Origin of the sequence: Shewanella sp. 10B, assembly GCF_023475885.1 — a bacterium.
In the GTDB taxonomy this organism is placed as follows: domain Bacteria; phylum Pseudomonadota; class Gammaproteobacteria; order Enterobacterales; family Shewanellaceae; genus Shewanella; species Shewanella mangrovisoli.
In genome coordinates, this window is record NZ_JAMDJO010000004.1 from 56,463 (window position 1) to 81,656 (window position 25,194).

The window sequence follows — 25,194 nt, forward strand, 5'->3', positions numbered from 1 at the left end:
AAGGCTGTAGATTGCCGCTTACTGTTCCAGCAGGCTTAGGCGAGCGCCTTACCGATTTCGAATCCTGCGCCTCTGAGCTCAGTTAATTTGGCTCGCAATCCCCCCATTTCCATCTTTAAGCCCTTCTTGGTCGCTAATTGCGATAACCAACTGGTTTTATCGTCATCGTCTATGCTGTCCCACTCCTCCAGCACTTTATAGGCGAGGCACAACAAGGCGGCCAATTTAGAGAAAGGGTTCGAATCCTTGGGATGATCCTGATAAAGGATGCCCTGCACCAACGCAGGGGTGAATTTCCAGTTTTTAGCCAACAGGGCGCCTATATCGGGCGAGTCATAGCCGAGCAGTTCACGCTCAAACATGTGCTTATCTTTGCCCTGAGCGACGGCTTCGGTAATCTTCTCGGCATCTTCAGGGGATATCGCCGCGATCAGTAAGTCACCAATTCGGTGGAGGATACCGCAGGTAAAGGCCTCATCGGGTTGCACTCCACAACGTTTGGCCATCTCTTGGCAATAGAGTGCAATTTCAAAGGTCTGCCCCCAAAACTGCGCGAGGTCGACCCCTTGGCATTTCGGCACTGACCCCATCACCGCCGACGCGAGGACTAACGTCCGCAGCGTCTGCATGCCAAGGCGTACTACGGCTTCGTCAATACTGCCCACCTCACGGCTGTGGCCATAGTGGGCGCAATTGGCCAGTCTCAGCACCTTAGCGCTGATCAAGGGATCGTGGGACACCTTAGTCGCAATATTTTTGACAGTGGCATTATCATCGTTCACTACTTCAAGCAGTTCACTGATGGCTTTAGGTAAACGGGGTAAGTCATCGACTCGACTCAGTAGCGCAGCAGAATCCATATTTATTCTCCTTCGACATGAATGATCAAAATATAGAACACAGAACTTCGCCTCGCTTGCAAAGATATCGCCGTATATCAATGGCGTCTGCAACTTTCGTCTGCCTTCAAACCGCTTTTAAAGCAGGCGGCAATCCTCCACAAATCCGCTCGATAACAGGATGTGCTCGTGCTTTATGCCATTCCAGTCCCTGAAAAATCGTTCAACAATTCTGCTTACTTGTAAATAAATGTTTCTACATTTTAGTAATGAGTGATATAGATTAAATCTTGTTCATCCATTGTAAGGAAGCACTATGGGCCAACATGCACTCGTTAATCGCACAGGTATTATCCTTGTTAGCGCACTGATCACCTTAGGTTTGTTCGTGTTTATGGCGCAACTGATCCATAATCCGCAGCCCTTGAGCGGACAAGCGAGCGATGCCACGCAGATCAATATTTTGATGACGGAGCGAACGCCAATTCCGCCGAAGGAAAGCCGTAAACCTGAGCCACCTAAACCCATTCCGGCAAGGGAGCGCGTTACCGCTCCGGGAGAGAGCAATCAGGTCGTCGATTTCAACACTCAGACTCTTACCCCCGAAATGCCAACCCAAACCACACTCTTTACCCAATCGGCAATGACGGCAGAAGCCTTACCTGTGGTGCAAGTGTCCCCCCGCTATCCCATTGATGCGGCACAAAATGGTAAGGAAGGTTATGTGGTCGTGGGATTTGATATTACGGCGGATGGTACTGTTAGCAATGTGCGCGTGCTCGATGCCAATCCGAAGCGGGTGTTTGATAAGGCGGCGCTGTCAGCGGTGCAAAACTGGAAATACAAACCTAAGTTTGATTCGGGCAAGGCTGTGCCACAGCTGAATCAACAGGTGCAGCTCGACTTTAAACTGGATCAGAAGATTTAAGGTAAGAGGCCAGAACGCACGCTGGTTGGCGTTCTGGTCTGTCATTCAGTGATAGTTCAGCACTTCGACCACTAGGACACTTTATTTACCGCTAAGCTCTGTTTGCGACTGATATGCGTCTTCTGCCACCACAGGAATGGCGCCACGAACAAAATCAATACCAGCACATAGGCCATGCTTGCCCCAAGCGCGATGCCTAACGCTAGGCAGAAGCCACATCCTAATACCACTAAGGGTAAGTTGCTGCGGTGCAATAACTTTGCCGCGGCTAACATGGCCATTAAGTAGATCACCACGAACACTCCATTACTCCAGGCAATCAAATGTTCGAGCTCTTGGCCCGTGGTGTGGGTCAGCACTATCACACTCGCCATCACGCTGAGTAACGCCGCCAAGGCACGGATTGGCACACCGTGACGATTTTTTACCGCAAAGCAGCGCGGCAAAATGCCTTCGTTACTAAAGCTCCAGATAAGGCGCGCAGCACTGGCGGCGTACACGTTAACTGTGGCAAGACCGCTGGCAATCCCCAGCACACCAATCACTTGAGCGCCATAGCCGCCCAAGAGCGAATCAAACACGCCAATCATAGCCACGCTTTTATCGGTCGGCACTAACAGTAAAATCAAGGTGCAGGCCACATAAATAATGCCCACCAGCACAGTACCCATCATCATCGCTGGGATCATATCCTGCTGTGGACGGCGAAAATCATCGGCGAGGTGAGTCATCGCCTCAATCCCCAAGAAGCTCCAAAAGGCGATACCTGCGGCAATCATAATGGTGGGGATTTCTGGCGTGCCATAGCTTGCTAATGAGGTTAAGTGCCCGGGTTGCACACTGCTCGCCCCGAATAACAGCACCACAATCGCAACAATACAAAGGGTTAAGCCAAATTGCAGTTTGGCCGAGACTTGAATGCCACGCAGATTGAGTAGGAATAAGCCGAAAACCACTAATACCTCGGCGCCAACCTTAGGCCAGCCATCGAGAGGAATGAGTGCATTCACAAATTGGAAGGTCATCAAAATCGCGGCCGGCGCGCCCATGGGCACCACCAGTAAAAAAATCAGCCCAATAGTACGGCCAGCAGTGCGACCAAAGGCCTTTTCGACAAAATATGCAGGACCCGCTGCATGGGGAAAGACGCTCGCCAGTCGACCAAAAATCAATGCCACTGGAATAATGGCTAAGGTCAGGAGTGACCAGGCGATAAGCGCGCCGGCCTGGGCTTTGTCGATTGTCATTTGCGGGAGAATAAACACCCCTGTGCCCAGCAAAGTGGTGGCCATTAAGCCTGCGCCTTGCCAACGTCCTATAGTTCCGCTATGTGAGTTCATCTGTTAAAATTCAGTGGTTTTGAAGCCGTCAGTATAGTGAGATTCTACGCCGCAATCTGCCGTCAATCTCAGTGTTCTTAGTGGCAAACACCAGCAAAATGACGGCAAAAATGCATATTCCCGGCAAAATGACGGCACAGCCCCAGCACAAGGTGCTTAACTGATATTAGCTTGCCTTGCCGATGTGCCTCGCGCTTTTTTACAACCCGTTTTTATCGGAGCTCAAGTTGGATAAGTTTGATACCGCCATCATCCACAGCCTGCGCCAAGATGCTCGCCAGAGTGTCTCCAGTATTGCCGAGCAGGTGAACCTTTCCCGCAGCGCCGTTGCCGAGCGGATAAAAAAACTCGAGCAAACTGGGGTGATCCGTGGCTACCAGGTTTTACTGAGCGAATCGCAAAAGGAAGGAGTGTCGGCCTATTTCGAAATCCAGCATAAATGCCCGCGCTGCGCCGATGTTGTGCATGTGTTTCATGCCATCCCCGAGGTGATCACTTGCCGCGGTATCTCTGGCGATATGGATTTACTGGTGTATGTGCACGCCCCGTCGATGCGCCGCTTGCATGAAATTCGTGAATATATCGATACCCACACGGACATCATTAAAATTAAAACCCATGTGGTGATGAGTGAGTGGATTAATAACGCGGGTGAATAAACATGCTTTGCCCCCAAACAAGAAACGCCACCCCTAAGGAATAAAGGTGGCGAGGCCCTTGTGGAGGCAGGGCAAACAATACCTAAATGTAAAAATATGGCTTCCCTTCCCAATAACCTCCCTGTGACAGCAAATCGCGACAAGACAACACTCCTTTAATCACTCAGCCAGCGTCATTAAAGGGGTTGGCTCACGGTGTATTCCTTAGACACCGCTTCGCCATTCACTGTAATTCCTTATTATCTATAACCTTGGGCGAACCATGCCCAATTAAACGACCGTCATTTGCCCCGTGTAGAGAATAAAGTTACGCAGCAGCAGTACACCAATGAGACTTAAGCATGCTGTGCCTGCCACATAGGCCCACTTACGTTTTGAAGTGGCCGTCATAAACAGGTTCATCGCCAATGGGCCAGACAATCCCAGCCCGACAATGCCAATCCAGAAGATCCATCCCCAGAAGCCATAACCTATCGCATTGAAGGCAGCAAACTTACTCTGACCTCCAGACAAGACCAGCCCCATAAAGAAGGTGAAAATCAGCACTATCTCCACCAAAATCAGTGGGATCTCAACCTTGTGGATAAAGTGCACTTCCTTGGCATTAGGGTTAGCGTTTAGCAACACGCCACCCAACAGAGAGGATGCGGCGCCCGATGACAATCCCGAAGCCAAAAACAGCAGTGGCAACACGGGGTTTTTCAACATCGGATAGCCGGGTAAGGCCGACAGCAAAAAGCCGGTATAGGCCCCAAGCGCGAGGGAGAAGATCACCAACAAACCAGTAATCGTTGCCTCGAAACGGCTCAACCAGGCGGTGAACTTAAGCACTATGGGGAAGCGATTCTCACACCAAGCATCGATAGGTTTACGGAATAACAAGCCAATCCACATAAACATAAAGACTTGGTAAATCAGTAGAATAAGCACCCCCATAGACATAACTGACTTGGGATTATAGAAGACTAAGATCTTCCAAAAATCGAAGGGCTTAGTTAAGTCCAATACCAAGATACCCAAACCCGCCATCACAGCCACAGGCGCCACAATACAGGCCGCCTGCACAAAGCCAGACTGGTAGGCGTTATGCTTTAACACAAAATGTTTGAGTAACACCGCAAAGAACATAGCGCCGGCCGAAGCGCCTGCTAAAAACAGGTAAATCGCAATCGGCCAATGCCACACTAGCGTATCAAAATGTAGGGCGCTCATATTGCCACCTCCCCTGATTTAGCCACGATACGGAACAGTTTTGGCCGCGTTCCTAGGTCGACCTTAGCCCTTTGGGTTGGGTTAGCCTTCAGCACTTGTACCACCTGAGAAGTGGGATCCTTTAAGTTGCCAAACACTAAAGCCTTAGTTGGACAAGCCGCGACGCAGGCGGGCTGTTTACCTTGGGCAAGATTGGTCTCACGGCAAAAATCACACTTGTCCGCGGCGTGGGTAACGGGATTGATAAAGCGAATTTTGTAAGGGCAGGCCGCAATACAATACTGACAGCCCACACACTTCCACGCATCCACCGACACGATTCCCGTCTCTTTATCGATAAAAGCGGCACCAGTCGGGCAGACATTGACACAGGGCGCGTCTTCACAGTGCTGGCAAGACTTACGACTGAAGTGATAAAACTGGTTTGGATATTCTCCGTAAGGTCCGGTTTGTTCTATCTTCAGCCGCGCCACGCCCTCGGGCACCTGATTGGTTTCGCGGCAGGCGACCTCACAGGCCTTGCAACCTATGCACTTAGTCTCATCGTGGATCAGCGCATACTTCACGCTGGGTTCGGCCTTCGCCTCGTTCGAAGCACTGACAGTCGCGAGTAAGGTCGCTCCCGAAGCACCGGCCAACAGGGCGCATGTCCCTTTGAGAAATCTTCTTTTTGAATTTTCCATAACCTTACTCCTGCTGGCCTGTATGACAATTACGGCACAGCTCACTGCGAACCTTAGGCGTCATCTCCGCCATAGGATCGGTGGGGCTATGTAATTTATGGCAAGCGGCACAAGCCACTTTTTGCGCATGCACATTATGCGTCCACTCTTGGGCACTGAGCTTGGCGGGAGTATGGCATTTTCGGCATACTTTCAACTGGGCTGCGGTATCGGACGCATCTTCTAATCCAAATACCACTAAATCATTCGGTTTCTTAGGGTGATCACCCTTTTCACCATGACAACTTGAACAGGTCATTTTCATGGCATCCTGGCCGTGATGCCCTAACATTTGACCATTACGCTTATGACACTTCATGCAAGCATCACTGTTGATTTGCTGAGCGGGTTCGGCACTCGTTGCAGAAAAGCTGAGTAGCAAAGCCACGGCACCCAAGCGTAATGACCACAGCCATTGTCGTGTAGACATAGCGAGTCCTCATATCGATAGATTGGGAAGGCAAAGAGGAAGCAGGGTTCGGATGGCTCCGAACCCGACAGTCGTGGTCAGACGGCTAAAGCTTGCTTAAGGCTTTGGGGATCCCACTGCTTATGCTGGTTCATTTCAATAAAACCAATATTGAATTTACCGAACAGCTTTTTCATGGGTGAGTTGATTTGCTTACCAGCATCACTGATCACCATTTTGACTTCAGATGAGTCATGGTCAATCAACACATAGTCTAGACGGCATTCATGATTTAAATCAGCATCATGCTGGTCCATATCAAATACTGTGTCTAATGGCACATTGCAGCAGACATCGTATTTACCTTCTACGACAGTTTTGAGTGATTTAAAAAAGTTAAAACTCTCTTCATCAAATAACACTGGTTTCAGTTTCATTTCATGATGTGCTTCATCAGGATCTGCTCTAAAAAACTTAATGCAGGTCATGACAAACATTACAAACACGAATGGCACTGCGACGAATAGTACAAAGTACATAAACGCATAGCTGAGAATGACTGAAGTGTTCATATACGCCTCCAATAACACAATTATATTTTTGTTATCTCCTTTTAAAGCAGCTTCAGTATTATTGTTAATCCGAATTATTTTTTTGATCTTCGTCACATTTAAAAATGGCAAATTAAACATAAACAACAAGTTAAGATACGGAACACATTACTGTTTAACATAAATCTTAAATGCATATATTGATAACAGTTAATTGAAAAATTGAAATTCAAATAATCAAATATCAGAAAGTAAAATTTCAAATTAAATTAAAAATATTTTTTGAAAAATAAAAAATATAAATCTAAACTTTCTGTTACACATGGATAAATCAAAGGTGTAAAACTTGGGACGGGTTTCACATTAAATCTAATAAATAACATCATAATCAGGTGTTATTCATAGCGTTAACTCAATATTAAGGAATATTAAAAATGCATATTAATAACATGGACAACCTCGATATTTTGAGTTTAAAAATACTTGTTTCATTATATGAGAACAAATCCGCAACCTATGTATCAAAGGCGCTGGACATTCCTGCCCCCAAAATAAGTCGTAGCCTTAAAAACCTGCGGGAGACATTTGGTGATGAGCTTTTCATTCGAAAAAAATACGGCTTATTTCCCAATGAGTTTGTCACTCATTTATATCCCATTGCGAAACAAACCATAGAATGCTCGGATAAATTTCAAAAGGTGCGCGCGGCAAATGCAAGCCAAGTCAAAAGCCATGTTGAAATTGCAGCGCCGGGCCTTATTGCCTATGCGTTTCCTAAAGCCTTGATGCAGGCCATTAAGGATGAACAAAAGCCCATGCAGATTAATATCACCCCCTGGTCGCTGCATACGACGCAGGACATCATCAATGGCGATGTGTCCTTAGGCATTTGCTGCAATAAGAGCACCGCCGATGTGGCGGCTTTTGGTGATAAGTTGCAAACCACGACGCTGCAACACATGGACAAGGTTTATCTCATCGCCAGTCGTAATCATCCGATTTTTAAGCGCGAAATCACGCTTGAGAGCATTGCCGAATATCCTTATGTGAACACGGACCTCGGTAATCCCAGCACTCGGCTCAGTCCGTACCAAGAGTTTTGTATTAAACATGGCATAAAACTCAATACTGAAATTACCATTACCAGTATTTCGAGTCTGTTTGAATATCTCGGCGAGAGTCAGACGATTTCCTTACTGCCCTATCGGGTAGTTTATGAAATGGTGAGCGATATTCCCGAGTTACACACCTGCCAGTTATCGCAACTTGAGGCCGAACGTTTGTACGCCCATACCGAGGCGCCGACGATTTTCCTCGTGCAAAAAAACCAACCGAATAAGGTGAATGAAGACTTGCTCTGGCTAAGCGGGCAGATAAAGAAAATCGTCGACAATATTATCTAACCACTAAATGACTGTTCATTTTCCATCTTGTTATACGAGGTGATAGGCAACCTGCGCCTTAGCTTAGGCTCCACCTCACCCTCCTACGCACAACCCCAAGTTTTGTTAAGCCAGACATACATCTTAGCCGCCAAACACGTTACACTAAGCCCATCTTTATCCTGATAGATCTTGCTATGCGAACCGAAAACACAGCCACACTGAACCTGATGTGGGGCGCACTTATTCTGGAAGAATTAGCACGTCTTGGTGTGCAGCATGTCTGCATGGCACCGGGCTCTCGCTCAACGCCGCTAACCTTAGCCGCGGCTCAGCAAACCAAGCTTAAACGTCACTTGCATTTCGATGAGCGTGGCTTAGGTTTTATGGCCCTCGGATTAGCCAAAGCCAGCTGCGCCCCCGTAGCGATTATCACCACCTCAGGCACGGCCGTCGCCAACCTTTATCCTGCGATAGTCGAAGCTTGGCTCACCCATGTGCCTTTGATTGTCTTAAGCGGTGACAGACCGCCAGAATTACTCGGCTGTGGCGCCAATCAAGCCATAGTGCAACCGGCGATTTTTGCCAATTATGCCCAGCAGGTAAACCTGCCCACGCCGGATGCGCACATTGCGCCGCAGATGTTGCTCACAACGCTCGATGAGGCGGTGGCAAACCAAACACGCCCAGTGCATATCAACTGCATGTACCGTGAACCCCTCTATCCGAGTGAGATGAGTGGCAGCATTCTCGATAGCGAATCGCCTTATCTGAGGCCACTACAAACTTGGTTACAACACGCCAGACCCTACACTCAATACGGTAAGAGTGAACAACTCAGCAGCCCGAGCGATGACGCCATTATGCGTTTCGTCCACGGCAAGGGCGTCATCATTGCGGGTACGCTCACGCCGGAGCAAGATCCACAGCAGCTTATCGCCCTCTCACAAAAAATTGGTTGGCCCTTGCTGACCGATGCACAGTCGCAACTGCGGCAACATCCGGCGGCGATTGGCAATATTGACCAACTACTGCAACATCCCAAGGCGCGCAATCTGTTACAAGAGGCGGATCGCGTGCTGGTGTTTGGTGGACGCTTATTGTCTAAGCGTTTGATTGCTTACCTTGCCGAGCAAAACTGGCACAGTTACTGGCAAGTGCTGCCACAGCAGGACAGACTCGATCCAAGCCATAATGCCAAACACATTTGGCACGCCAACGCCGCGCAATTTGCTCAGCTTAATTGGTATCGTTCCTCTTCGGCCAATTGGACCAACACCTTAGTCACCTACAACGATGAATTGCATAGTTTATTTGTGCGAAATATCGATCAAGGTGAGTTTGGTGAGGCGCAGGTTATCCGCGCCATTGCCAATACGCGGCCGTTAGAGCAGCAATTGTTTATCGGCAATAGTCTGCCCGTGCGGTTATACGATATGTACGCCCCAGTGAGTTGTTGCACGGCCACCACTTACACTAACCGCGGCGCATCGGGGATCGATGGCTTACTGGCCACCGCCTGCGGCATTGCCGCGCACCAAGGTAAGCCCACGAGCTTGATTATTGGGGACTTATCCCAGCTGCATGATCTCAACTCTTTTGCCATTGCCCGCAGCTTAACCAGTCCGCTGGTGATCATTATTCTCAACAACGATGGCGGCAATATCTTTAATCTCTTGCCCGTTCCCAACGAGGAGCTGCGCAGTGATTACTACCGCTTAAGCCATGGTCTAGAGTTTGGTTACGCGGCTGCCATGTTTAATCTGCCCTATAATCAAGTGGATAATTTAGCCGATTTCCAAAGTTGTTATCACGAAGCGCTGGATTATCAGGGCGCCTCAGTGATCGAAGTCAGTGTGAGCCAACACCAAGCCAGCGAGCAGATCGCCACGCTTAATTTATGGGTGAAACAAAGCTAATGCCAACCGTGGCCCGTTACGGGGAAGTCTCGCAGCCAAACTTAGTCCTGCTTCACGGCTTTTTAGGGACTAAGGCCGATTGGCTGCCGCTTATCCCCGAACTGAGCCAGCATTTTCACTGTATCTGCCTCGATTTACCCGGACACGGCGATAATCAGAACGAACTGCCATCGACGCTCGCCAATGGTTTTGAGCATTGTGTTCAAGACATTATCAGTCGCCTCGACCGCCTTGGTATTGAATCCTTTTATCTCTACGGTTATTCCCTCGGCGGCCGCATCGCCCTGCACCTTGCCAAGGCGTATCCGCAGCGCATTTTGAGCTTATGGCTAGAGTCCTGTCATCCCGGGCTAACCGATACCGCAGAGCAAGCCGCACGCAGTAAAAACGACAACCTGTGGGCCAAACGCTTACTCAGCTTAAGCAGTCGGGATTTTTTACAGCTTTGGTATCAACAGGCGGTGTTTGCCGATATGTCCGACAAGGCTCGGCATGCCTTGATTGCCAAGCGTGCGGCGCTGCTCGACCCACATCCCAAGCAGACACTAAAACAGATTTTTTTGGCCACATCGCTGGCTCGCCAAGCCTCTCTCTGGGATGTACCTGAAAGCCTTGGCTGTGAATGCCATTTTTTTACTGGCAGCCAAGATGCGAAATTCACTGCAATAGCAAAGGATTGGCAAGCACAACAGCCCATCATCTTGCATCAGATTGAACTGGCTGGGCATAACATACATCAGGCCAATCCCGCGGCATTAGTCGCCTGCTTAAGCGCGCTAAAGCTTAAAAAATCGATGACTTGAAACAGATAAATTTAGGGAAAATATGATCTTAACGTCGCTCAGCTTGTACTTATATCGCCAGCCCTTAGACCGCTTTTTACCCGTGGGGAAACAGCGTATCGACCATAGAACGGGCTTAGTGTTGCAGGCAAAGGCACAAACTGAGGGCGAAGAAAGTGAGCAACTGGTTGAAATCGCGCCGCTCTCAGGGTTTGATATCGACCAACAGCCATTGTCCGGCTTTAGCCGCGAGAACCTAGACGAAGTACAACAGGCCTTAGTGGCGCTATTGCCCAAGCTGCAAAACCAGCCTATCGATTGCTTGCTCGAGCAGGCCGAAGCGAGTCCCTTTCCATCCATTGCCTTTGGCTTGAGCCTATTGCACGCCAAACTTAGCGGAAAACTCGAATCGGTGCGCCCAGTTACCACCACAGTGCCGCTCATCTATCAGCCGGCGGATGCGCCCAAAACCGAATTGATCGCTAACATTGCGAGTCTCGATAGCGGCGTGCGCTCAGTCAAAGTGAAAGTCGCACAAACCTCAATGGAAGATGAGTTGGGCCTGATTTATGGCATCTTAGGCCAGAGACCCGATCTCAAGCTGCGCTTAGATGCTAATCGCGGCTTTAGCTTAGAGCAGGCCCTCGACTTTACCGCCTGTTTACCGCTAGAGAGCATTGAATATATTGAAGAACCTTGCCAGCACCCGCAGGATAATCAAACCCTGTACCGCGCCATTCCTCTGCCCTACACCTTAGATGAATCCCTCAATGATCCGGATTATCAATTTGTGATGCATGAGGGGCTCACAGCGCTCATCATCAAACCTATGCTACTTGGCAGTATTGAAAAACTTCAGCACCTTATCGACGAGGCCCACAGCCATGGCGTACGCTGCATCTTAAGCTCAAGCCTTGAGTCCAGCTTAGGCATCAATGACTTGGCCCATTTAGCCGCCATACTGACGCCCGATGAAATCCCAGGGCTCGATACTTTGAGCGCCTTTAGTCAAGACTTAATCGTGCCAAGCGGCAAGCCACAATGCTTGAAGCTTCATCAACTTAAGCTTGTCGCCAGTACGCAGCCGGATTAGTCGCCAATGTCCGAATCTAAAACATTGGCATCATCCCAATCCATTTCACCGCAAGGTATCTCGCCATTACATAGCGCTGCGCTCACCTCGCCCACACAAACGGCGGTTAAGTGTAATGGACAAGACGTCAGTTACGCCCGTTTAAGCCAAATGGTGCTGGCCTTGGGTGAACAGCTAACTCGCATAGGTGTTGGCCAAGGGCAACCACTGGCGTGTATCAGCCGCAACAATCTGGAGATGATCTGCCTGTATTGGGCCTGTGTGGATATTGGCGCTATTTTCTTTCCTATCTCGCCGCGTTTTCCGCGGGCGCAAGTTCAAGGGCTTATCGATAGCTACCACATTCCTTTCTATTGGAGCGAAACTGAGCTGGCCTTGTCAGGCAGTCATCAGCTCACGCTGGATTTTAGCCTCGACGTGAGTCCAACCAGTGAGCAAGCCGCGACAGCCTTTGATATTTATCGCCCAAGCAATGTGATTTTGACCTCTGGCTCCAGCGGTTTTCCTAAGGCGGCCGTGCACCATCTTGCGAATCACATTGCCAATGCCGAGGGCGCTCGCAGCCTGATCCCGTTGATCACAGGTGATGCTTGGTTACTATCCTTACCACTATTTCATATTGGTGGCCTCGCCATTCTCAACCGCTGCGCCTTAGTGGCGGCGACGGTAGTGCTGCCGGATCCGACTCTCCCGCTGCAGGCGCAAATCGAGCGCGACGGCTTAACCCATGCTTCCCTCGTGCCGACACAGTTACTCAATCTACTCGCCGACAAACAGGCTTCACTCAAGAGTATTAAAGCCCTGCTACTCGGCGGCGGCGCAATTTCTGTCGATTTGCTTAAACAGCTCGAACAGCGGCATATTGCCAGCTTTACCAGTTACGGCATGACCGAGATGGGCTCGCAAATTACCACAGGCCCAGCGCTAAGCGATGGCACCAGTGGCAAATTACTCCCAGGACGTGAGCTCAAAATTGTCGATGGGGTGATTTGGGTGCGGGGAGATTGCTTATTTATGGGCTATCTCACGGATAAGGGGATCGAAAAACCACTCGATGCCGAGGGTTGGTTTTATACCAAAGACAGGGGCAAGTGGGATGCTAACGGTAATCTAAAGATACTAGGCCGCGTCGATAATATGTTTATCAGTGGCGGCGAGAACATTCAGCCAGAGGAAATTGAAGCGGCGCTCAAACTGCATCCGCTAATTGATGAGGCGATCGTCTTTCCTCAGCCTGACGTTATCTTTGGCCAACTCCCCGCCGCCATTATTCGTGGCGACATTATTTTCGGCAACACAAGCCAAGAGATAAGTGCAATAGAGGCCGCGCTTGAAGTCTTTCTCGCCGATAAAATCGCTCGATTTAAAAGGCCGCGCCGCTATTACCCTTGGCCAGAGAATGCCGAACAAACGGGTTTAAAAGTGAATCGCAAACAACTTATTGCCGCTATTCAATCCGAATCCTGTTAATTTCAAACATAAAAAAACCTGCCGTAGCAGGTTTTTTTATGTTCTCACGCCGAGCCGAATTAGGCTTCCATACAAGCCTTAAGCTTGTTCATGGCGTTTTTCTCTAACTGGCGAATGCGCTCAGCCGAGACTTGATAGGTTTCTGCCAATTCTTGCAGTGTGGTCTTATCATCGTCTAACCAACGGGCACGCAGAATATGCTGGCTACGCTCGTCTAAGGTTTTGATGGCCGATAATAAACGACCTTGGGCATTGGATTCCCAGTTATCGTTTTCGATGTTTTCGGCTAAATCCGACGAATGATCTTCGAGATAATGTACAGGGGCAAAATCCTGCTCATCATCGTTATCACTGCTCAGGTCAAACGCAGGATCCTGCGCCGCCATACGTGATTCCATCTCAGTCACATCGGCCTTAGATACACCTAAGTTTTCTGCCACCATTGCGACTTCATCATCGCTAAACCAACCGAGGCGAGTTTTCGCTTTACGGATATTAAAGAACAACTTACGTTGTGCTTTGGTGGTTGCAACTTTAACAATGCGCCAGTTTTTCAGCACATATTCATGAATTTCGGCTTTAATCCAGTGCACAGCAAAAGACACTAGACGGACACCCACATCGGGATCGAAGCGCTTAACCGCTTTCATCAGACCGATGTTGCCTTCTTGGATCAAATCCGCCTGTGGCAGACCGTAACCTGAGTAGCCCTTAGCAACGTGCACCACAAAACGTAAGTGCGACATAATCAGTTGCTTCGCCGCTTGCAGATCACCCGTTTCCTGCAAACGCTTGGCTAACTCATACTCAGTCTCAGCGTCTAACATTGTCATGCTAGTCACTGAATGGATATAAGCTTCTAAACTACTGCTGCCCTGAGGGACTGTTAGTGCCATTGATTGCGTTTGAAAGGTCATTCGCGCTCCTACTCTCTTACTACTTATCAAATATAAGTCGATTTCATCCTGTGGTTTAACTCAAAACACCTTAAGGATGAGCTGACGAACTATCGGCTAATTGACAGAGTATGTCAACCTTCGCTCGTCTGGGGTGTTACTTTTAACCCCGTTGAATAGACATTGCAAGTGAACAAAAGTTCATCGCTTGCCTTATCTACCCGCATTTTTAAACGATAAACGATTGATCATTAAGAGGGTTCAATCGCTCTTAAATGTTGTCTTACCGAAAGGTAAGAGCCCAGCCAACCTAAGAAGGAGGCTAAGCCCACTAATTGTAGCAGTTCGGTAAAGGTCAAAGACTTCATCTCTAACTGACTGCCATACAAACCGAGCAGTTCGGCTAGGGCAGAATCTAAATACCAAACCAATATGTTAATGATAAGCCAAGCCAATACGCCGCCAATCACTCCGTACCAAATGCCAGTATAAAGGAAGGGGCGCTGAATAAAGGACTCTGTAGCGCCGACCAGCTTCATCACTTCAATTTCAGTACGACGATTCATAATCGCCAAGCGAATGGTGTTACCTATTACCAACACCACGGCGAGCACCAGTAAGGCCGCAATCGCCATCACGGTACGTTCGAGCAAGCGTACTACGGCTTGCAGGCGCTCTAGCCATTCGATATCTAAGCGGCCAAAGCTGATTTCAGGCTCGCGCTCCAGCTTAGATAACAACTCTCTGGCACCCACGGGGGTGGAATAACGCTGAGTCGGCGTTACAGTAATCACTGCTGGCAGCGGGTTTTTATCGAGATAGGCTAACGCCTCACCAAACCCCGACAGGCGCTGAAACTCTTCGAGCGCTTGATTACGGTCGATATACTGCACCTTTTCCACTTCGGCATAGGCTCGGATGCGGGTCAGTAAGCTTTGAATCGTCTGCTCGCTGCGATTTTCATCAATAAACAATGAAATCTCCGCCGCGCTGTTCCAAGAACTAGTAATGGTCTCGGCATTTTTCACTAATACTTGCAGCGCCGCAGGTAAGCTTAAGCTCACTCCGAGAACCGCCATCGTCATCAGAGAAGAAACAGGGCTGCGCCACAGCTCGCCCATACTCGCCATGGCTTGCTGCACATGACGAATAAAAAACATCACGATACGCCCCGAGATGGGCAACTTGCTGCGCGTTAGTTTGGCGTTGTCACTCATAACCCATCACCTCGAGCGGTCGCGTGTCCATGGTGTAATTCCTGTGCACCGAGCATACGCCCTTGTTTCAAGGTAAAAGTGCGGTACTTCATCCGCGCGATCAGTCCTAAATCGTGGGTGGCGATAAGCACGCTAGTGCCCGCATCGTTAAAGGTTTCGAATAAGCGCAAAATATCCATCGACAACTTAGGATCCAAGTTGCCCGTTGGCTCGTCGGCCAACAATAGTGGCGGCTTATTCACAATGGCGCGGGCGATACCAACACGTTGCTGCTCACCACCGGATAACATGATGGGGTTATGGCGCTCTTTGCCATACAACCCCACCATATCCAACGCGCCAGCGACACGCTTACGGATCTCGCCGTGGGAGAAACCTTCAATCACTAACGGTAAGGCGACGTTGTCGAATACGCTCCTGTCCATCAATAGATGATGGTTTTGGAAAATCATCCCAATATTACGACGCAAATAGGGCACGTGTTTAGGGCTGATTTTGGCAATATCGTGACCATTAATCGCCACACGGCCAGTGGTTGCGCGCTCGATCACTGTGATTAATTTCAACAGGGTACTCTTACCCGCGCCCGAATGGCCGGTTAAGAATGCCATTTCACCTTTTTGTAGGTGAAAATTCACTTCCTCCAGCGCCATTTGGCCACCAGGATAAATCTTACTGACCTGCTGAAAATCAATCATAAATTAGCTATCCGCTTTTTCTTGAGTGAACAAGGCATCAATAAATTCTTTAGAATTAAAGGTACGCAAATCATCAATTTGCTCACCCACGCCAATATAGCGTAGCGGGATTTTAAACTTGTCGGCAATCGCAAACACCACGCCGCCTTTAGCAGTACCGTCGAGCTTGCTGATGGTCATGCCGGTAACGCCCACAGCCTCTTGGAATAGCTGCGCTTGGCTAATAGCATTTTGGCCCGTGCTCGCATCTAAGGTCAGCATCACTTCGTGCGGTGCCTCTGGGTCGAGCTTCTTCATCACCCGCACCACTTTCTTTAACTCTTCCATCAGGTGCGATTTGTTTTGCAGACGACCAGCGGTATCGGCAATCAAGATATCAATATTACGGGCCTTAGCCGCTTGCAACGCATCGAAGAGCACCGAGGCACTGTCGGCGCCAGTATGTTGAGCCACCACGGGAATATTATTGCGTTGACCCCAAACCTGTAATTGCTCAACCGCTGCAGCACGGAAGGTATCGCCCGCCGCCAACATCACAGACTTACCCTGACGCTGATATTGCTTCGCCAGTTTACCGATAGTGGTGGTTTTACCCACGCCGTTAACACCAACCATTAAAATCACATAGGGGCCGTTAGCATTTTCAGGCACTAAAGGGATAGCGACAGGGTCGAGCGTCTTCTGCATTTCATCACGCAGTAAATCGTAGAGTGCTTCGGCATCCTTTAATTGCTTGCGGGACGCATGTTCGGTCAGGCTCTGGATAAGGCGTGAAGTAGTTTCTACACCCACGTCGGCGATTAAGAGCTGCTCTTCCAGCTCTTCAAACAGATCATCATCGATTTTTTTACCACGGAATAAACCAATGAAACCGCTACCAATATTTTCGCTGGTGCGCATCAAGCCGCGTTTTAACCGCGCGAAGAAGCTTTCTTTGGCGGGTTTTGCCTGAGGTTCGGGTTGTTGCTCAAGGGGTTGTTCAGCTTGGATCTGTGCAGCGGCAATTCGTTCTGCTTCAGCTTGGGCTTCTGCTTGGGCTGCTGCGGCCTGCTGCGCGGCAACTCTTTCCGCTTCGGCTTTTTCAGCGGCTAACTGTTCTGCCTGAGCTTGCTCCGCCGCTAAACGTGCAGCTTCGGCCGCTTGTTGTTCGGCTAAACGTGCGGCTTGTTCTTCAGCAACACGCTGCGCTTCCGCTTCTGCTTGGGCTTTTGCGGCTTGTTCCGCAGCAACTCTTTCCGCTTCGGCTTTTTCTGCAGCTAACTGTTCTGCCTGTGCTTGCTCCGCCGCTAAACGCGCGGCTTCGGCGGCCTGTTGTGCGGCTTGTTCTTCAGCAATACGCTGCGCTTCTGCTTGAGCTTTTGCGGCTTGTTCCGCAGCAACTCTTTCCGCTTCGGCTTTTTCTGCAGCTAACTGTTCTACCTGCGCTTGCTCCGCCGCTAAACGTGCGGCTTCGGCGGCCTGTTGTTCGGCTAAACGAGCAGCTTGCTCTTCAGCAATACGCTGCGCTTCCGCTTCTGCTTGGGCTTTTGCGGCTTGTTCCGCAGCAACTCTTTCCGCTTCGGCTTTTTCTGCGGCTAACTGCTCCGCCTGCGCTTGCTCCGCCGCTAATTTGTCGGCTAGCGCCTGCTCGGCTGCGGCTTTTTCAGCCGCGAGACGGGCCTCTTCAGCTTGCTGCTTTGCTAATGCTTCGGCTTGCTCGGTTTGCGATGGAGTAGAGACTGGGGTTTGCTCGACAACCTCATCTTGTGATTTATCTTTACGAAACCAGGAAAAAAAACCTTTCTTTGCCATGTGTAATTCCAGCGCTCTACTTCAGTGTTGAATTTAAAATAAGACCCTGCCGTTATACCAGATTACCGCGGCAATTACGCCCAAAAAGTCGGCAATTAGTTCTGCTCTATCAGCCTTCTCACCTTTTACGAGGAGTTTGATATAAAATAGTGGCCTTTATAAAGGTGGCATAGTCTACCACTTTCTTTCTTCAGGCAAAATCACGGGGGCACTTTGGCTAATAATCGTGCAAACAACAAGCAAGTGACCAAGAGTCAAACGGCCAACAAGAAAGCCGGTAGTGGCCAAGTGCGGATCATTGCCGGGCAATGGCGTTCGCGCAAACTCCCCATCCATGATTTAGACGGCCTGCGGCCGACCACAGATAGAGTCCGCGAAACCCTATTTAACTGGCTTGCCAATGATATTGCCCACGCAAGGGTGCTCGATTGCTTCGGTGGCAGCGGCGCCTTGGCACTTGAGTCTCTCTCGCGCTACGCCAGTTACGCCAAGATTATCGAGTTGCAACGTCCTGCCGCCATGCAACTTAAAGCGAATCTCAATACCCTCAAGTGCGACAATGCCGAGGTACTCAACGCAGATACCTTAGTCGTGCTGCAAAATGGCTGCGAGCAAGGGTTTGATGTGGTGTTTATCGATCCACCTTTCCGTAAAGGCTTGGCAGAAAAAACCATTCAGCTATTGGATAGCAAAGGTTGGCTTAATGATGGTGCGCTAATTTATGTGGAGATTGAGTCGGAATTAACCCAAATGGCAGTCCCTGCGACTTGGCAACCGCTCAAAGACAAGACCGCAGGGCAAGTTAACTATCGTTTATACCAATACCAAGCCGAAGACTCTCCGGCTAACACCGAGGAATAGCATGTCGTTTCTGATCAATATGGGCAAAGCCATCACTTTAATCGCGTGGTTGATGATGGCTTATAACCTTGTTATGCCTTTTGCAGGCAATATCGGCATTATTCTCAATATCTTACTTGGCATTACTTGCTTGATGCATTGCTTCCAAGTTGCCATCTTCCATATGCTGTTTAAAACCCTGCTGACGCTACGCAAGCAAGATTATCTGCAAGTGTTTATCTTCGGCGTATTTAGTTTATTGAGCTATCGTCGACAGGTGTTGGCGCAGGCGTAAGCGCACTAAACCGCTGCCGAAATGCACTCGGGGTTAGGCCGGTAATACGGGTAAACGATTTGCGACAGGCGCTCACATCCTCATAGCCCACTTGGTGCGCTATGGTCTCGAAACTCTGTGGACTATTTTCGAGTAAGTCACAGGCCTTTTGGATCCTGAGTTTTTGCAGGTATTCATTAGGCTTATGCCCTGTCGCTTTCACAAAACGTCGCAAAAAAGTTCGCTCGCCCATGCAGCACTGCTGCGCCAAAGCCGCAACACTTATCGGCTGACCATAGTCAGTCTGTAGGCGATTTTGCAGATTCAAGATAACAGTATCCCCATGGTCTCGCTTAGGTAAAAACTGTTGGTAATAACGTTGTTCACGCCCGCCGGTGTCGATAACAAGGTATTTGCCCAGTTGGCGCATGACTTTCACATGGCAAAACTGCGCGACTAACTCCAACCCCAAGTCGAGCCAAGACATCATGCCAGCAGCTGTGATGATATCTCCCTCGTTGACCATGATTTTCTCTATCTCGAGTTTTACCTGCGGATATTGAGTCTCAAATGTTTCCACTAATCCCCAATGGGTTGTCGCCTTGCGGCCATCGAGTAAACCCGCAGCGGCCAGCACAAATGCGCCCGCACAGGCGGAGCACAGGATAGCGCCTTGGGCATGTTGCTGCTGTAACCATACTCGCAATGAAGGCGCCGCATTGAAGTAAAACTCAGTTTCTATGCTCGGCGGGATAATCACTAGCTGATAGCACTCTTCAAAACTCATCTCCTCTAGGGATAACCGAGTCACTGCAAAACTGCTTGAGCCTAGTGATTTATTTTCGTCAGCTAACATCAGCTTGTTAGCCACCAGCAGCATCTCTTCTAGGCCAAATACGGCCGAAGTTAAACAACCGGGTATGGCTAATATCGCCACTTTTAATGGGGATGGTTCGGCAAAATTTGTCAATTTAAGCACCATAGATGTCATTTCTGCCACTCTTAATGGGCATGAATCTACCGCAAACTCTCCTTCGAAGACATCTTTTGCTAGAGAAAACGAATAGGAGAGAAATATGTCGAGTTTAAACAAGATCCCAGCGAACAGCGCCTTAGTGATTATTGATGTGCAGAATGACTACTTTGCCCATGGGGCTTACCCGCAATGGCAAGTCGATGAGGCATTAGCGCGCACCTTGCACTCAGTGCAGCGTGCCAAACAACAGGCGATACCTATTATTCTCGTGCAGCATATCGCCGATACGACTCAAGGTGAGGCGCCCTTTTTTAACCCAAAAACCCAAGAGGTTGAAATCCATCCAGCGCTTTTAGCAGAGCTGCCCAATGCCCCTATTGTGGTAAAACAATTTGCCGACAGTTTCGATGGCACAGAGCTGGCCCACTTACTCCAAGATATGCAGATCAAGCATTTAATGTTATGCGGCATCATGACGCAAAACTGCGTGACCCATACGGCGCTATCGCCCGCGGCACAGGCCTATTCAGTGCAAGTGATTGCCGATGCCTGCACTGCTCCCACGCAAATGGTGCATCACATTTCGCTAAGCGCCTTGTCCCGCAGAGTGGCATTAATCAATAGCCAAGACTTATAAGGCCAGATAGCAAAAAGCCCTCTTTCGAGGGCTTTTTATTTGAATATCAAGCTATTGAAGCGCTAAACCTTATCCTTTTGGATAGGGGTGAGCGACACCTTTGTGACAATCCACACAGGTCTTTCTCGCTTCAGGATCTTTCTTGAAGTTGTTGCTGTGCATTCTCACAGCCATTGGCTTCATGGTATCAGGTTGGTTTTCATAAATACGAGTATGGCAGTGTTGGCAGTTTGCAGAGTCATTACCACGGAAGTAAGCCAATGCTTTGTCTGCTTGCTCTTTGCGGTTTTCGTCTAACCAAGCTTGAGTGTTAAAGCCATCGATAGTTAAGAAACCATATAAGTCTTTAGATACGATGATCTTCTTAATCAAGTAATCCACAGGACCGTGTGGTAAGTGGCAGTCTTGACATTGTACAGTCACACCAGCACGACCACCGCCGTGGGCAGAAGCTAACACTTCATCTTTCAATGAGTGGTTGCTATGGCAGCTCATACAGAATGCGTCTTCGCTTGTCGCATGTAAGGTTTGTTGGGTTGCAAAATAGCCGACAACACCGATAACAATACCGACGACGATCAGCGCCAGGATGGAATATTTTGCGCTTGGTTTAAATAGTGCACGCCAGTTCATCACTCTATCTCCAAAAAATATTGTCAAAATTAGTTTTTATAAGACTATTTTATATTTTTTCATTTATTAGAAATTTGATTCTAAGCCTAAAAATGCCGATTAATTTAAACTTAAAAGTGCAAAATGAGACTTAGGTCTAACTCTTAATACGACAACTCGCTCAAACCAGCTTAGCAGAGCCATGTGGTACTTCAACTCTCACTAATACATTAATCATTATGCTAAGCGATCAATGATTAAGTACTACCTTAAGAAGCTAAGACAATGAAATCATTTTTAGAATACAAAAATGTGATCCACGCGACATTTACCCCGTTTATAGCTTTCTTTTAAGGTGTTTTTTCCGATAAAAAAGAAAAAAATGAATTTTGGATGAAACTTTTCCGGACTTTTATTGGTCTTTAGGAACAGGTACACATTAATCGAGTTTTTATGGCTAAGTTTTGGATCACCATAGCACTGTTATTTTCACTTATCGCCCAGTCGGCGATGGTGAATGCTATGCCAACGTCAGCGATGAATGACTTGTATGATGCTCACAATGTACAAATGACTAGCATGCAAATGGCCGATGGCAAAATGAATTGTGCCATGCCAGATTGTCCTCCAGACGAATGCATGCTGCATTGCCAAGACTCCCTCACCAACCATTGTAAAACCCATTGTCTCGCACAACTTTATCTTACCGCCTCACAGCCTCAACTTGCCTTGATGAATCATGCAAGTAAGCGTATTGCGGTCCAAGGTTGGGCGATTCAAACGGCCGACCTCGGGTTAACCACGCCACCTCCCAACTCCGCTTTGCTGTAACCGATCTTTTTTAACGATTAAATCGATTCAATATTCTGCGACTGTGCCACCACGATTGCGCACCCTCGCGATACAGCAAATTTTTGGAGTTTATTATGAAAACCACTTTATTAAATAAAGCATTCGTTGGCGCTACTTTAATCATGAGCACTCTGGCGATTAGCGTGACTGCAACTGCGGCAACCTTAAAAGGCACTGATACCCTCAATGTGGTCAGTATTAATGGCCAAGCTACTAAAGCCTTTAAACCTGTGCAATTGCCAGAAGGTAAAGTGCTGGTCGAAGTTAAATATCAAGATATGTTTAGCTATCGCGCCGATGATAGCGGCACTTGGGTCAAATCAGAGCCTTTATTCTTTACCCTAAATGTCGCGCCTGAGTCTAATTACCAAATCAACACCCCAACTAAATTAGTCAGCGAAGCCGATGCTAAACGTTTTATTAAAAACCCTAGCATTCAGTTAAGCGTGGATGGCGCCGAACCGCAGCAACTACCACTGCAAAACCACAGCCAATTGATGGCGGATATGCTGGAAAGTCACCCTTCTAAATAATAAACCTTAGGAGTTTACAAGCAGGGGCATTAACTGAAATGTGAGTTAACGCATTGCAGCATAATGCCTCTATGCTAAAATCGAGTCGTTCATTATTTGGAATACATATGCATCAGACACTTAGTCGTTATCTATTAGTCATATTCACTTTACTCGCACTCGTCGGGCAAAGTGTCGTGTCTAATGGTCACGCTATGGTGATGCGCTCTATGGAGATGGGCGCTATGGTTCATCATCCTTCCAGCCAAGGAATGGACCATGCAGCCATGATGCAGATGAACACAGAGAACCGCTCTGACTCAAGTACAATGGCCAATACAGATTGCTGTAACGATCAAATGCTTCCCGGCGCGAAGCAGCACTGCTGTGATGGCACCACATCCTGTCTCAACGACTGTGGACATTGTTTAATGATTTCAGTTGCTGGCACTCTTTTCAGCCCACACCTCTGGCCGAGTGTGAGTCTGAGCGATACCCCAGTGGCCACTCCTATGCCTCATTTCCACTCTATCTCTTTGTCTTCGGCCTTCAAACCGCCGATAGCCTAGCCTCATTGCGCCCTTTTTTCAGGGCAAACCAAGCTAACAAAACAATTTATTTCGCCGTTTATTGTGGTGCGCCAACATCTAAGCACCCTGAGTAAAGCAAAAGCGTTGTACTGAGCACACAGGCCACTGTGTCGACCCTTTCTCGCGCCTCAAAACGCCAGAATCCCGCAGTCACGTTTTATGCACTCATATTCGGCTGTAAAACCCGATGGAGTGAACAATATGAAAACCTTAACTAATCTTGCCTTAGTTGCATTTTTAATGACCAGCACCAGTGTGTTTGCTACGGCTACACCCCATGAGCATCACCACAACAATGCTGCGCCACAGGAACAAGCTCAAGCCTATGTTTGCCCTATGCACCCCGAAGTGACAGGCAACAAAGGCGATACTTGCCCTAAATGTGGCATGAACTTAGAGCCAAAAGCGACGGAAGAAAAAATGGCTGACGGTGCAATACACAAAGATCACGCGCACCACTAAGCTAGGCTGGAGATGAGGCATATGAACCAATTTCACAAAGTAAAAAAGCCGGGCCCTAAGGCAGTATTGATACTCAGTAGTTTACTGATGGGTACGCCTTGGTTAACCCAGGCCCAGCTCGTTAATCCTGCCACTCAAGCAGAGGCTGGCCACGAGCATGCGCACGATACTCATAGTGCAAATCAAGTCAAAACCTACACTTGCCCTATGCACCCCGAGGTCGAAAGCCACGAACCCGGCCGTTGCCCTAAGTGCAATATGTTCCTCGTTGAAAAAGAAGAAGAGGAAGAAGCCAGCACGGCCGCCCAACATGCTGAGCATCAAGCGGCAAGCCAAAATGCGGCGCAAGTCTTTGATACACCAACGCCCAAAGCGAATAGCTTAGTTAAAAGCCAAAGTTCGGGTGCAACCATTAAATATGTCTGCCCTATGCACGCCCACATTATTAGTGATGTGCCAGGCACTTGCCCTATCTGCGGCATGAATTTAGAAAAGGTTGAAACTGGCGGCAATACTCAGGAAATCAACATTAATGTCTCTGGCAGCATGCAACAGGCGCTTGCGCTGAAAGTCGCCGAAGCAAAACGCGATACTCTGTGGAAGTTTGTCGAAACCGTCGGCCAAATTGACTACGACGAGAGCCAAATCAACCATGTGCACGCCCGTGTGACTGGCTGGATTGAGAAGCTGATGATCAAATCGGTGGGCGACTCAGTTAAAAAAGGCCAGTTACTATACGAGATCTATTCACCCGATCTGATTAACGCCCAGGATGATTATCTGTTAGCACTCGATACCGCCAAATCTGCGGGTAACAGTGGCCGTTATCAGGATTTAGTCCGCAAAGCCGGGCTGCGTTTATCGCTGCTTGGCATGAATGAAAAACAAATCCAACAACTTGCAGACTCACGTAAAACCCAATACCGGGTGCCTTTCTATGCCCAGCAAGATGGCATAGTCAAAGCACTCGATGTGCGTGATGGCATGTATATCCAACCGTCAACCGAGGTGATGTCGGTTGTCGATCTCTCCAAAGTCTGGGTCATCGCCGACGTGTTTGAAAATGAGCAAAGCTGGATTGCCCTAGGGCAGAAAGCCGAAGTCTCTGTGCCCGCCATGAATATCAGCGGTATCGAAGGCACCATTGACTATATCTATCCCGAGCTGGACCCCGTCACCCGCAGCTTAAGAGTACGCGTGGTGCTGAATAATACCGATATTTCCCTAAGACCTAAGACGCTCGCCAAGGTCTCGCTCTTCGGCGGCCCGAATAAAGATGTGTTAGTGATCCCGCAGGAAGCCCTGATCCAAACAGGTAAAGAAAATCGCGTGATAGTGAAACAGGCCGATGACAGCTTCACCGCTAAGGCCGTGACGGTCGGCATGATGAGCCAAGGTAAGGCCGAAATAGTCTCGGGCCTGAGCGAAGGTGAACGCGTGGTGACATCGGGACAATTCCTACTCGACTCCGAGGCCAGCCTCAAGGGCAGCTTAATGCGTTTAAGCAGCGGCCATCAGCACTAGGAGCGGA

The 25,194-nt window shown here is 48.7% G+C and carries 27 protein-coding genes; 15 read left to right on the forward strand and 12 right to left on the reverse strand.

The genetic code is table 11. The features are described from left to right. Positions 1-35 precede the first annotated feature (35 nt). Positions 36-860 (reverse strand): HDOD domain-containing protein, encoded by an 825-nt coding sequence (locus M0415_RS15380; protein WP_249556456.1) that lies wholly within the window; start codon positions 858-860, stop codon positions 36-38. Between the two features lie 295 nt (positions 861-1,155). Here M0415_RS15380 and M0415_RS15385 point away from each other — a divergent pair, with 295 nt between their 5' ends. After that, complete coding sequence (locus tag M0415_RS15385; protein WP_249556457.1) at positions 1,156-1,767, forward strand: energy transducer TonB; 612 nt, start codon at positions 1,156-1,158, stop codon at positions 1,765-1,767. Between the two features lie 71 nt (positions 1,768-1,838). On the opposite strand, the gene yjeH is transcribed toward M0415_RS15385, so the two are convergent. Further along, positions 1,839-3,107, reverse strand: a complete 1,269-nt coding sequence (yjeH, locus tag M0415_RS15390) for an L-methionine/branched-chain amino acid transporter (RefSeq protein ID WP_249556458.1) — start codon at positions 3,105-3,107, stop codon at positions 1,839-1,841. A gap of 227 nt (positions 3,108-3,334) precedes the next feature. Between yjeH and M0415_RS15395 the strand changes: the two genes are divergently transcribed. Next, the gene (locus M0415_RS15395; RefSeq protein ID WP_011624482.1) at positions 3,335-3,766 is read left to right on the forward strand and encodes an Lrp/AsnC family transcriptional regulator; all 432 of its coding nucleotides are present in this window, start codon (positions 3,335-3,337) and stop codon (positions 3,764-3,766) included. A 270-nt stretch (positions 3,767-4,036) separates the two neighbouring features. Here the strand turns inward: M0415_RS15395 and nrfD are convergent, their stop codons facing one another. The 4 genes from nrfD to M0415_RS15415 all read right to left on the reverse strand — a co-directional run bounded on the left by nrfD (position 4,037) and on the right by M0415_RS15415 (position 6,681). Further along, entirely contained in the window at positions 4,037-4,978 is a 942-nt protein-coding gene (gene nrfD, locus M0415_RS15400) for a cytochrome c nitrite reductase subunit NrfD (protein WP_088212475.1), read from the reverse strand. Further along, entirely contained in the window at positions 4,975-5,661 is a 687-nt protein-coding gene (locus tag M0415_RS15405; protein WP_249556459.1) for a 4Fe-4S dicluster domain-containing protein, read from the reverse strand. Before M0415_RS15405 ends, nrfD begins: the two co-directional genes overlap by 4 nt. Positions 5,662-5,665: 4 nt before the next feature. After that, positions 5,666-6,130: a nitrite reductase gene (locus M0415_RS15410; protein ID WP_088212477.1), complete on the reverse strand. Its 465-nt coding sequence runs from the start codon at positions 6,128-6,130 to the stop codon at positions 5,666-5,668. 77 nt (positions 6,131-6,207) lie between these two features. Beyond that, positions 6,208-6,681 (reverse strand): DUF2726 domain-containing protein, encoded by a 474-nt coding sequence (locus M0415_RS15415; protein ID WP_088212527.1) that lies wholly within the window; start codon positions 6,679-6,681, stop codon positions 6,208-6,210. Positions 6,682-7,094: 413 nt separating this feature from the next. Between M0415_RS15415 and M0415_RS15420 the strand changes: the two genes are divergently transcribed. From M0415_RS15420 to menE, 5 genes are all read left to right on the forward strand, one after another. After that, a complete protein-coding gene (locus M0415_RS15420; protein WP_249556460.1) occupies positions 7,095-8,063 on the forward strand; it encodes a LysR family transcriptional regulator in 969 nt (322 codons plus the stop codon). A gap of 176 nt (positions 8,064-8,239) precedes the next feature. After that, positions 8,240-9,961, forward strand: a complete 1,722-nt coding sequence (gene menD / locus M0415_RS15425) for a 2-succinyl-5-enolpyruvyl-6-hydroxy-3-cyclohexene-1-carboxylic-acid synthase (RefSeq protein ID WP_249556461.1) — start codon at positions 8,240-8,242, stop codon at positions 9,959-9,961. Beyond that, positions 9,961-10,764, forward strand: coding sequence for a 2-succinyl-6-hydroxy-2,4-cyclohexadiene-1-carboxylate synthase (menH, locus tag M0415_RS15430; RefSeq protein WP_249556462.1), 804 nt, complete (start codon positions 9,961-9,963; stop codon positions 10,762-10,764). The genes menD and menH overlap by 1 nt, the downstream gene beginning before the upstream one ends. 22 nt (positions 10,765-10,786) lie before the next feature. Next, entirely contained in the window at positions 10,787-11,836 is a 1,050-nt protein-coding gene (menC, locus tag M0415_RS15435; protein WP_249556463.1) for an o-succinylbenzoate synthase, read from the forward strand. Positions 11,837-11,842: 6 nt separating this feature from the next. Further along, the gene (menE, locus tag M0415_RS15440; protein ID WP_249556464.1) at positions 11,843-13,306 is read left to right on the forward strand and encodes an o-succinylbenzoate--CoA ligase; all 1,464 of its coding nucleotides are present in this window, start codon (positions 11,843-11,845) and stop codon (positions 13,304-13,306) included. A gap of 59 nt (positions 13,307-13,365) precedes the next feature. Here the strand turns inward: menE and rpoH are convergent, their stop codons facing one another. The 4 genes from rpoH to ftsY all read right to left on the reverse strand — a co-directional run bounded on the left by rpoH (position 13,366) and on the right by ftsY (position 17,908). After that, the gene (gene rpoH, locus M0415_RS15445) at positions 13,366-14,223 is read right to left on the reverse strand and encodes an RNA polymerase sigma factor RpoH (RefSeq protein ID WP_011624492.1); all 858 of its coding nucleotides are present in this window, start codon (positions 14,221-14,223) and stop codon (positions 13,366-13,368) included. A gap of 230 nt (positions 14,224-14,453) precedes the next feature. Further along, positions 14,454-15,419 carry a permease-like cell division protein FtsX gene (gene ftsX / locus M0415_RS15450; RefSeq protein WP_088212483.1) on the reverse strand — a complete coding sequence of 322 codons (966 nt, stop codon included), beginning with the start codon at positions 15,417-15,419 and terminating at the stop codon, positions 14,454-14,456. Beyond that, on the reverse strand, positions 15,416-16,117 hold the full coding sequence (gene ftsE, locus M0415_RS15455) for a cell division ATP-binding protein FtsE (protein ID WP_011718689.1): 702 nt from the start codon (positions 16,115-16,117) through the stop codon (positions 15,416-15,418). Before ftsE ends, ftsX begins: the two co-directional genes overlap by 4 nt. 3 nt (positions 16,118-16,120) lie before the next feature. Further along, positions 16,121-17,908 carry a signal recognition particle-docking protein FtsY gene (gene ftsY / locus M0415_RS15460; RefSeq protein ID WP_249556465.1) on the reverse strand — a complete coding sequence of 596 codons (1,788 nt, stop codon included), beginning with the start codon at positions 17,906-17,908 and terminating at the stop codon, positions 16,121-16,123. Between the two features lie 213 nt (positions 17,909-18,121). Here ftsY and rsmD point away from each other — a divergent pair, with 213 nt between their 5' ends. Both rsmD and M0415_RS15470 read left to right on the forward strand, forming a co-directional pair. Continuing rightward, a complete protein-coding gene (gene rsmD, locus M0415_RS15465; RefSeq protein ID WP_249556466.1) occupies positions 18,122-18,769 on the forward strand; it encodes a 16S rRNA (guanine(966)-N(2))-methyltransferase RsmD in 648 nt (215 codons plus the stop codon). 1 nt (position 18,770) lies between these two features. Beyond that, positions 18,771-19,043: a DUF1145 domain-containing protein gene (locus M0415_RS15470; protein WP_133181637.1), complete on the forward strand. Its 273-nt coding sequence runs from the start codon at positions 18,771-18,773 to the stop codon at positions 19,041-19,043. Here the strand turns inward: M0415_RS15470 and M0415_RS15475 are convergent. Further along, positions 19,000-20,001 (reverse strand): GlxA family transcriptional regulator, encoded by a 1,002-nt coding sequence (locus M0415_RS15475; protein ID WP_342190789.1) that lies wholly within the window; start codon positions 19,999-20,001, stop codon positions 19,000-19,002. The genes M0415_RS15470 and M0415_RS15475 overlap by 44 nt on opposite strands. 97 nt (positions 20,002-20,098) lie before the next feature. On the opposite strand from M0415_RS15475, the gene M0415_RS15480 reads away from it, so the two are divergent. After that, entirely contained in the window at positions 20,099-20,635 is a 537-nt protein-coding gene (locus M0415_RS15480) for a cysteine hydrolase family protein (RefSeq protein WP_249556468.1), read from the forward strand. Between the two features lie 69 nt (positions 20,636-20,704). On the opposite strand, the gene cymA is transcribed toward M0415_RS15480, so the two are convergent. After that, positions 20,705-21,268 (reverse strand): NapC/NirT family cytochrome c CymA, encoded by a 564-nt coding sequence (gene cymA, locus M0415_RS15485; protein ID WP_011718695.1) that lies wholly within the window; start codon positions 21,266-21,268, stop codon positions 20,705-20,707. A gap of 432 nt (positions 21,269-21,700) precedes the next feature. On the opposite strand from cymA, the gene M0415_RS15490 reads away from it, so the two are divergent. The 5 genes from M0415_RS15490 (at position 21,701) to M0415_RS15510 (ending at position 25,187) form a co-directional block, all read left to right on the forward strand. Further along, the gene (locus M0415_RS15490) at positions 21,701-22,078 is read left to right on the forward strand and encodes a hypothetical protein (protein WP_088212488.1); all 378 of its coding nucleotides are present in this window, start codon (positions 21,701-21,703) and stop codon (positions 22,076-22,078) included. A 95-nt stretch (positions 22,079-22,173) separates the two neighbouring features. Then, positions 22,174-22,632, forward strand: a complete 459-nt coding sequence (locus M0415_RS15495) for a DUF2057 family protein (protein WP_249556469.1) — start codon at positions 22,174-22,176, stop codon at positions 22,630-22,632. Positions 22,633-22,739: 107 nt separating this feature from the next. Next, complete coding sequence (locus tag M0415_RS15500; RefSeq protein ID WP_249556470.1) at positions 22,740-23,180, forward strand: hypothetical protein; 441 nt, start codon at positions 22,740-22,742, stop codon at positions 23,178-23,180. 222 nt (positions 23,181-23,402) lie between these two features. After that, positions 23,403-23,663, forward strand: coding sequence for a heavy metal-binding domain-containing protein (locus tag M0415_RS15505; RefSeq protein ID WP_249556471.1), 261 nt, complete (start codon positions 23,403-23,405; stop codon positions 23,661-23,663). Positions 23,664-23,684: 21 nt separating this feature from the next. Further along, complete coding sequence (locus M0415_RS15510) at positions 23,685-25,187, forward strand: efflux RND transporter periplasmic adaptor subunit (protein ID WP_249556472.1); 1,503 nt, start codon at positions 23,685-23,687, stop codon at positions 25,185-25,187. Positions 25,188-25,194 lie beyond the last annotated feature (7 nt).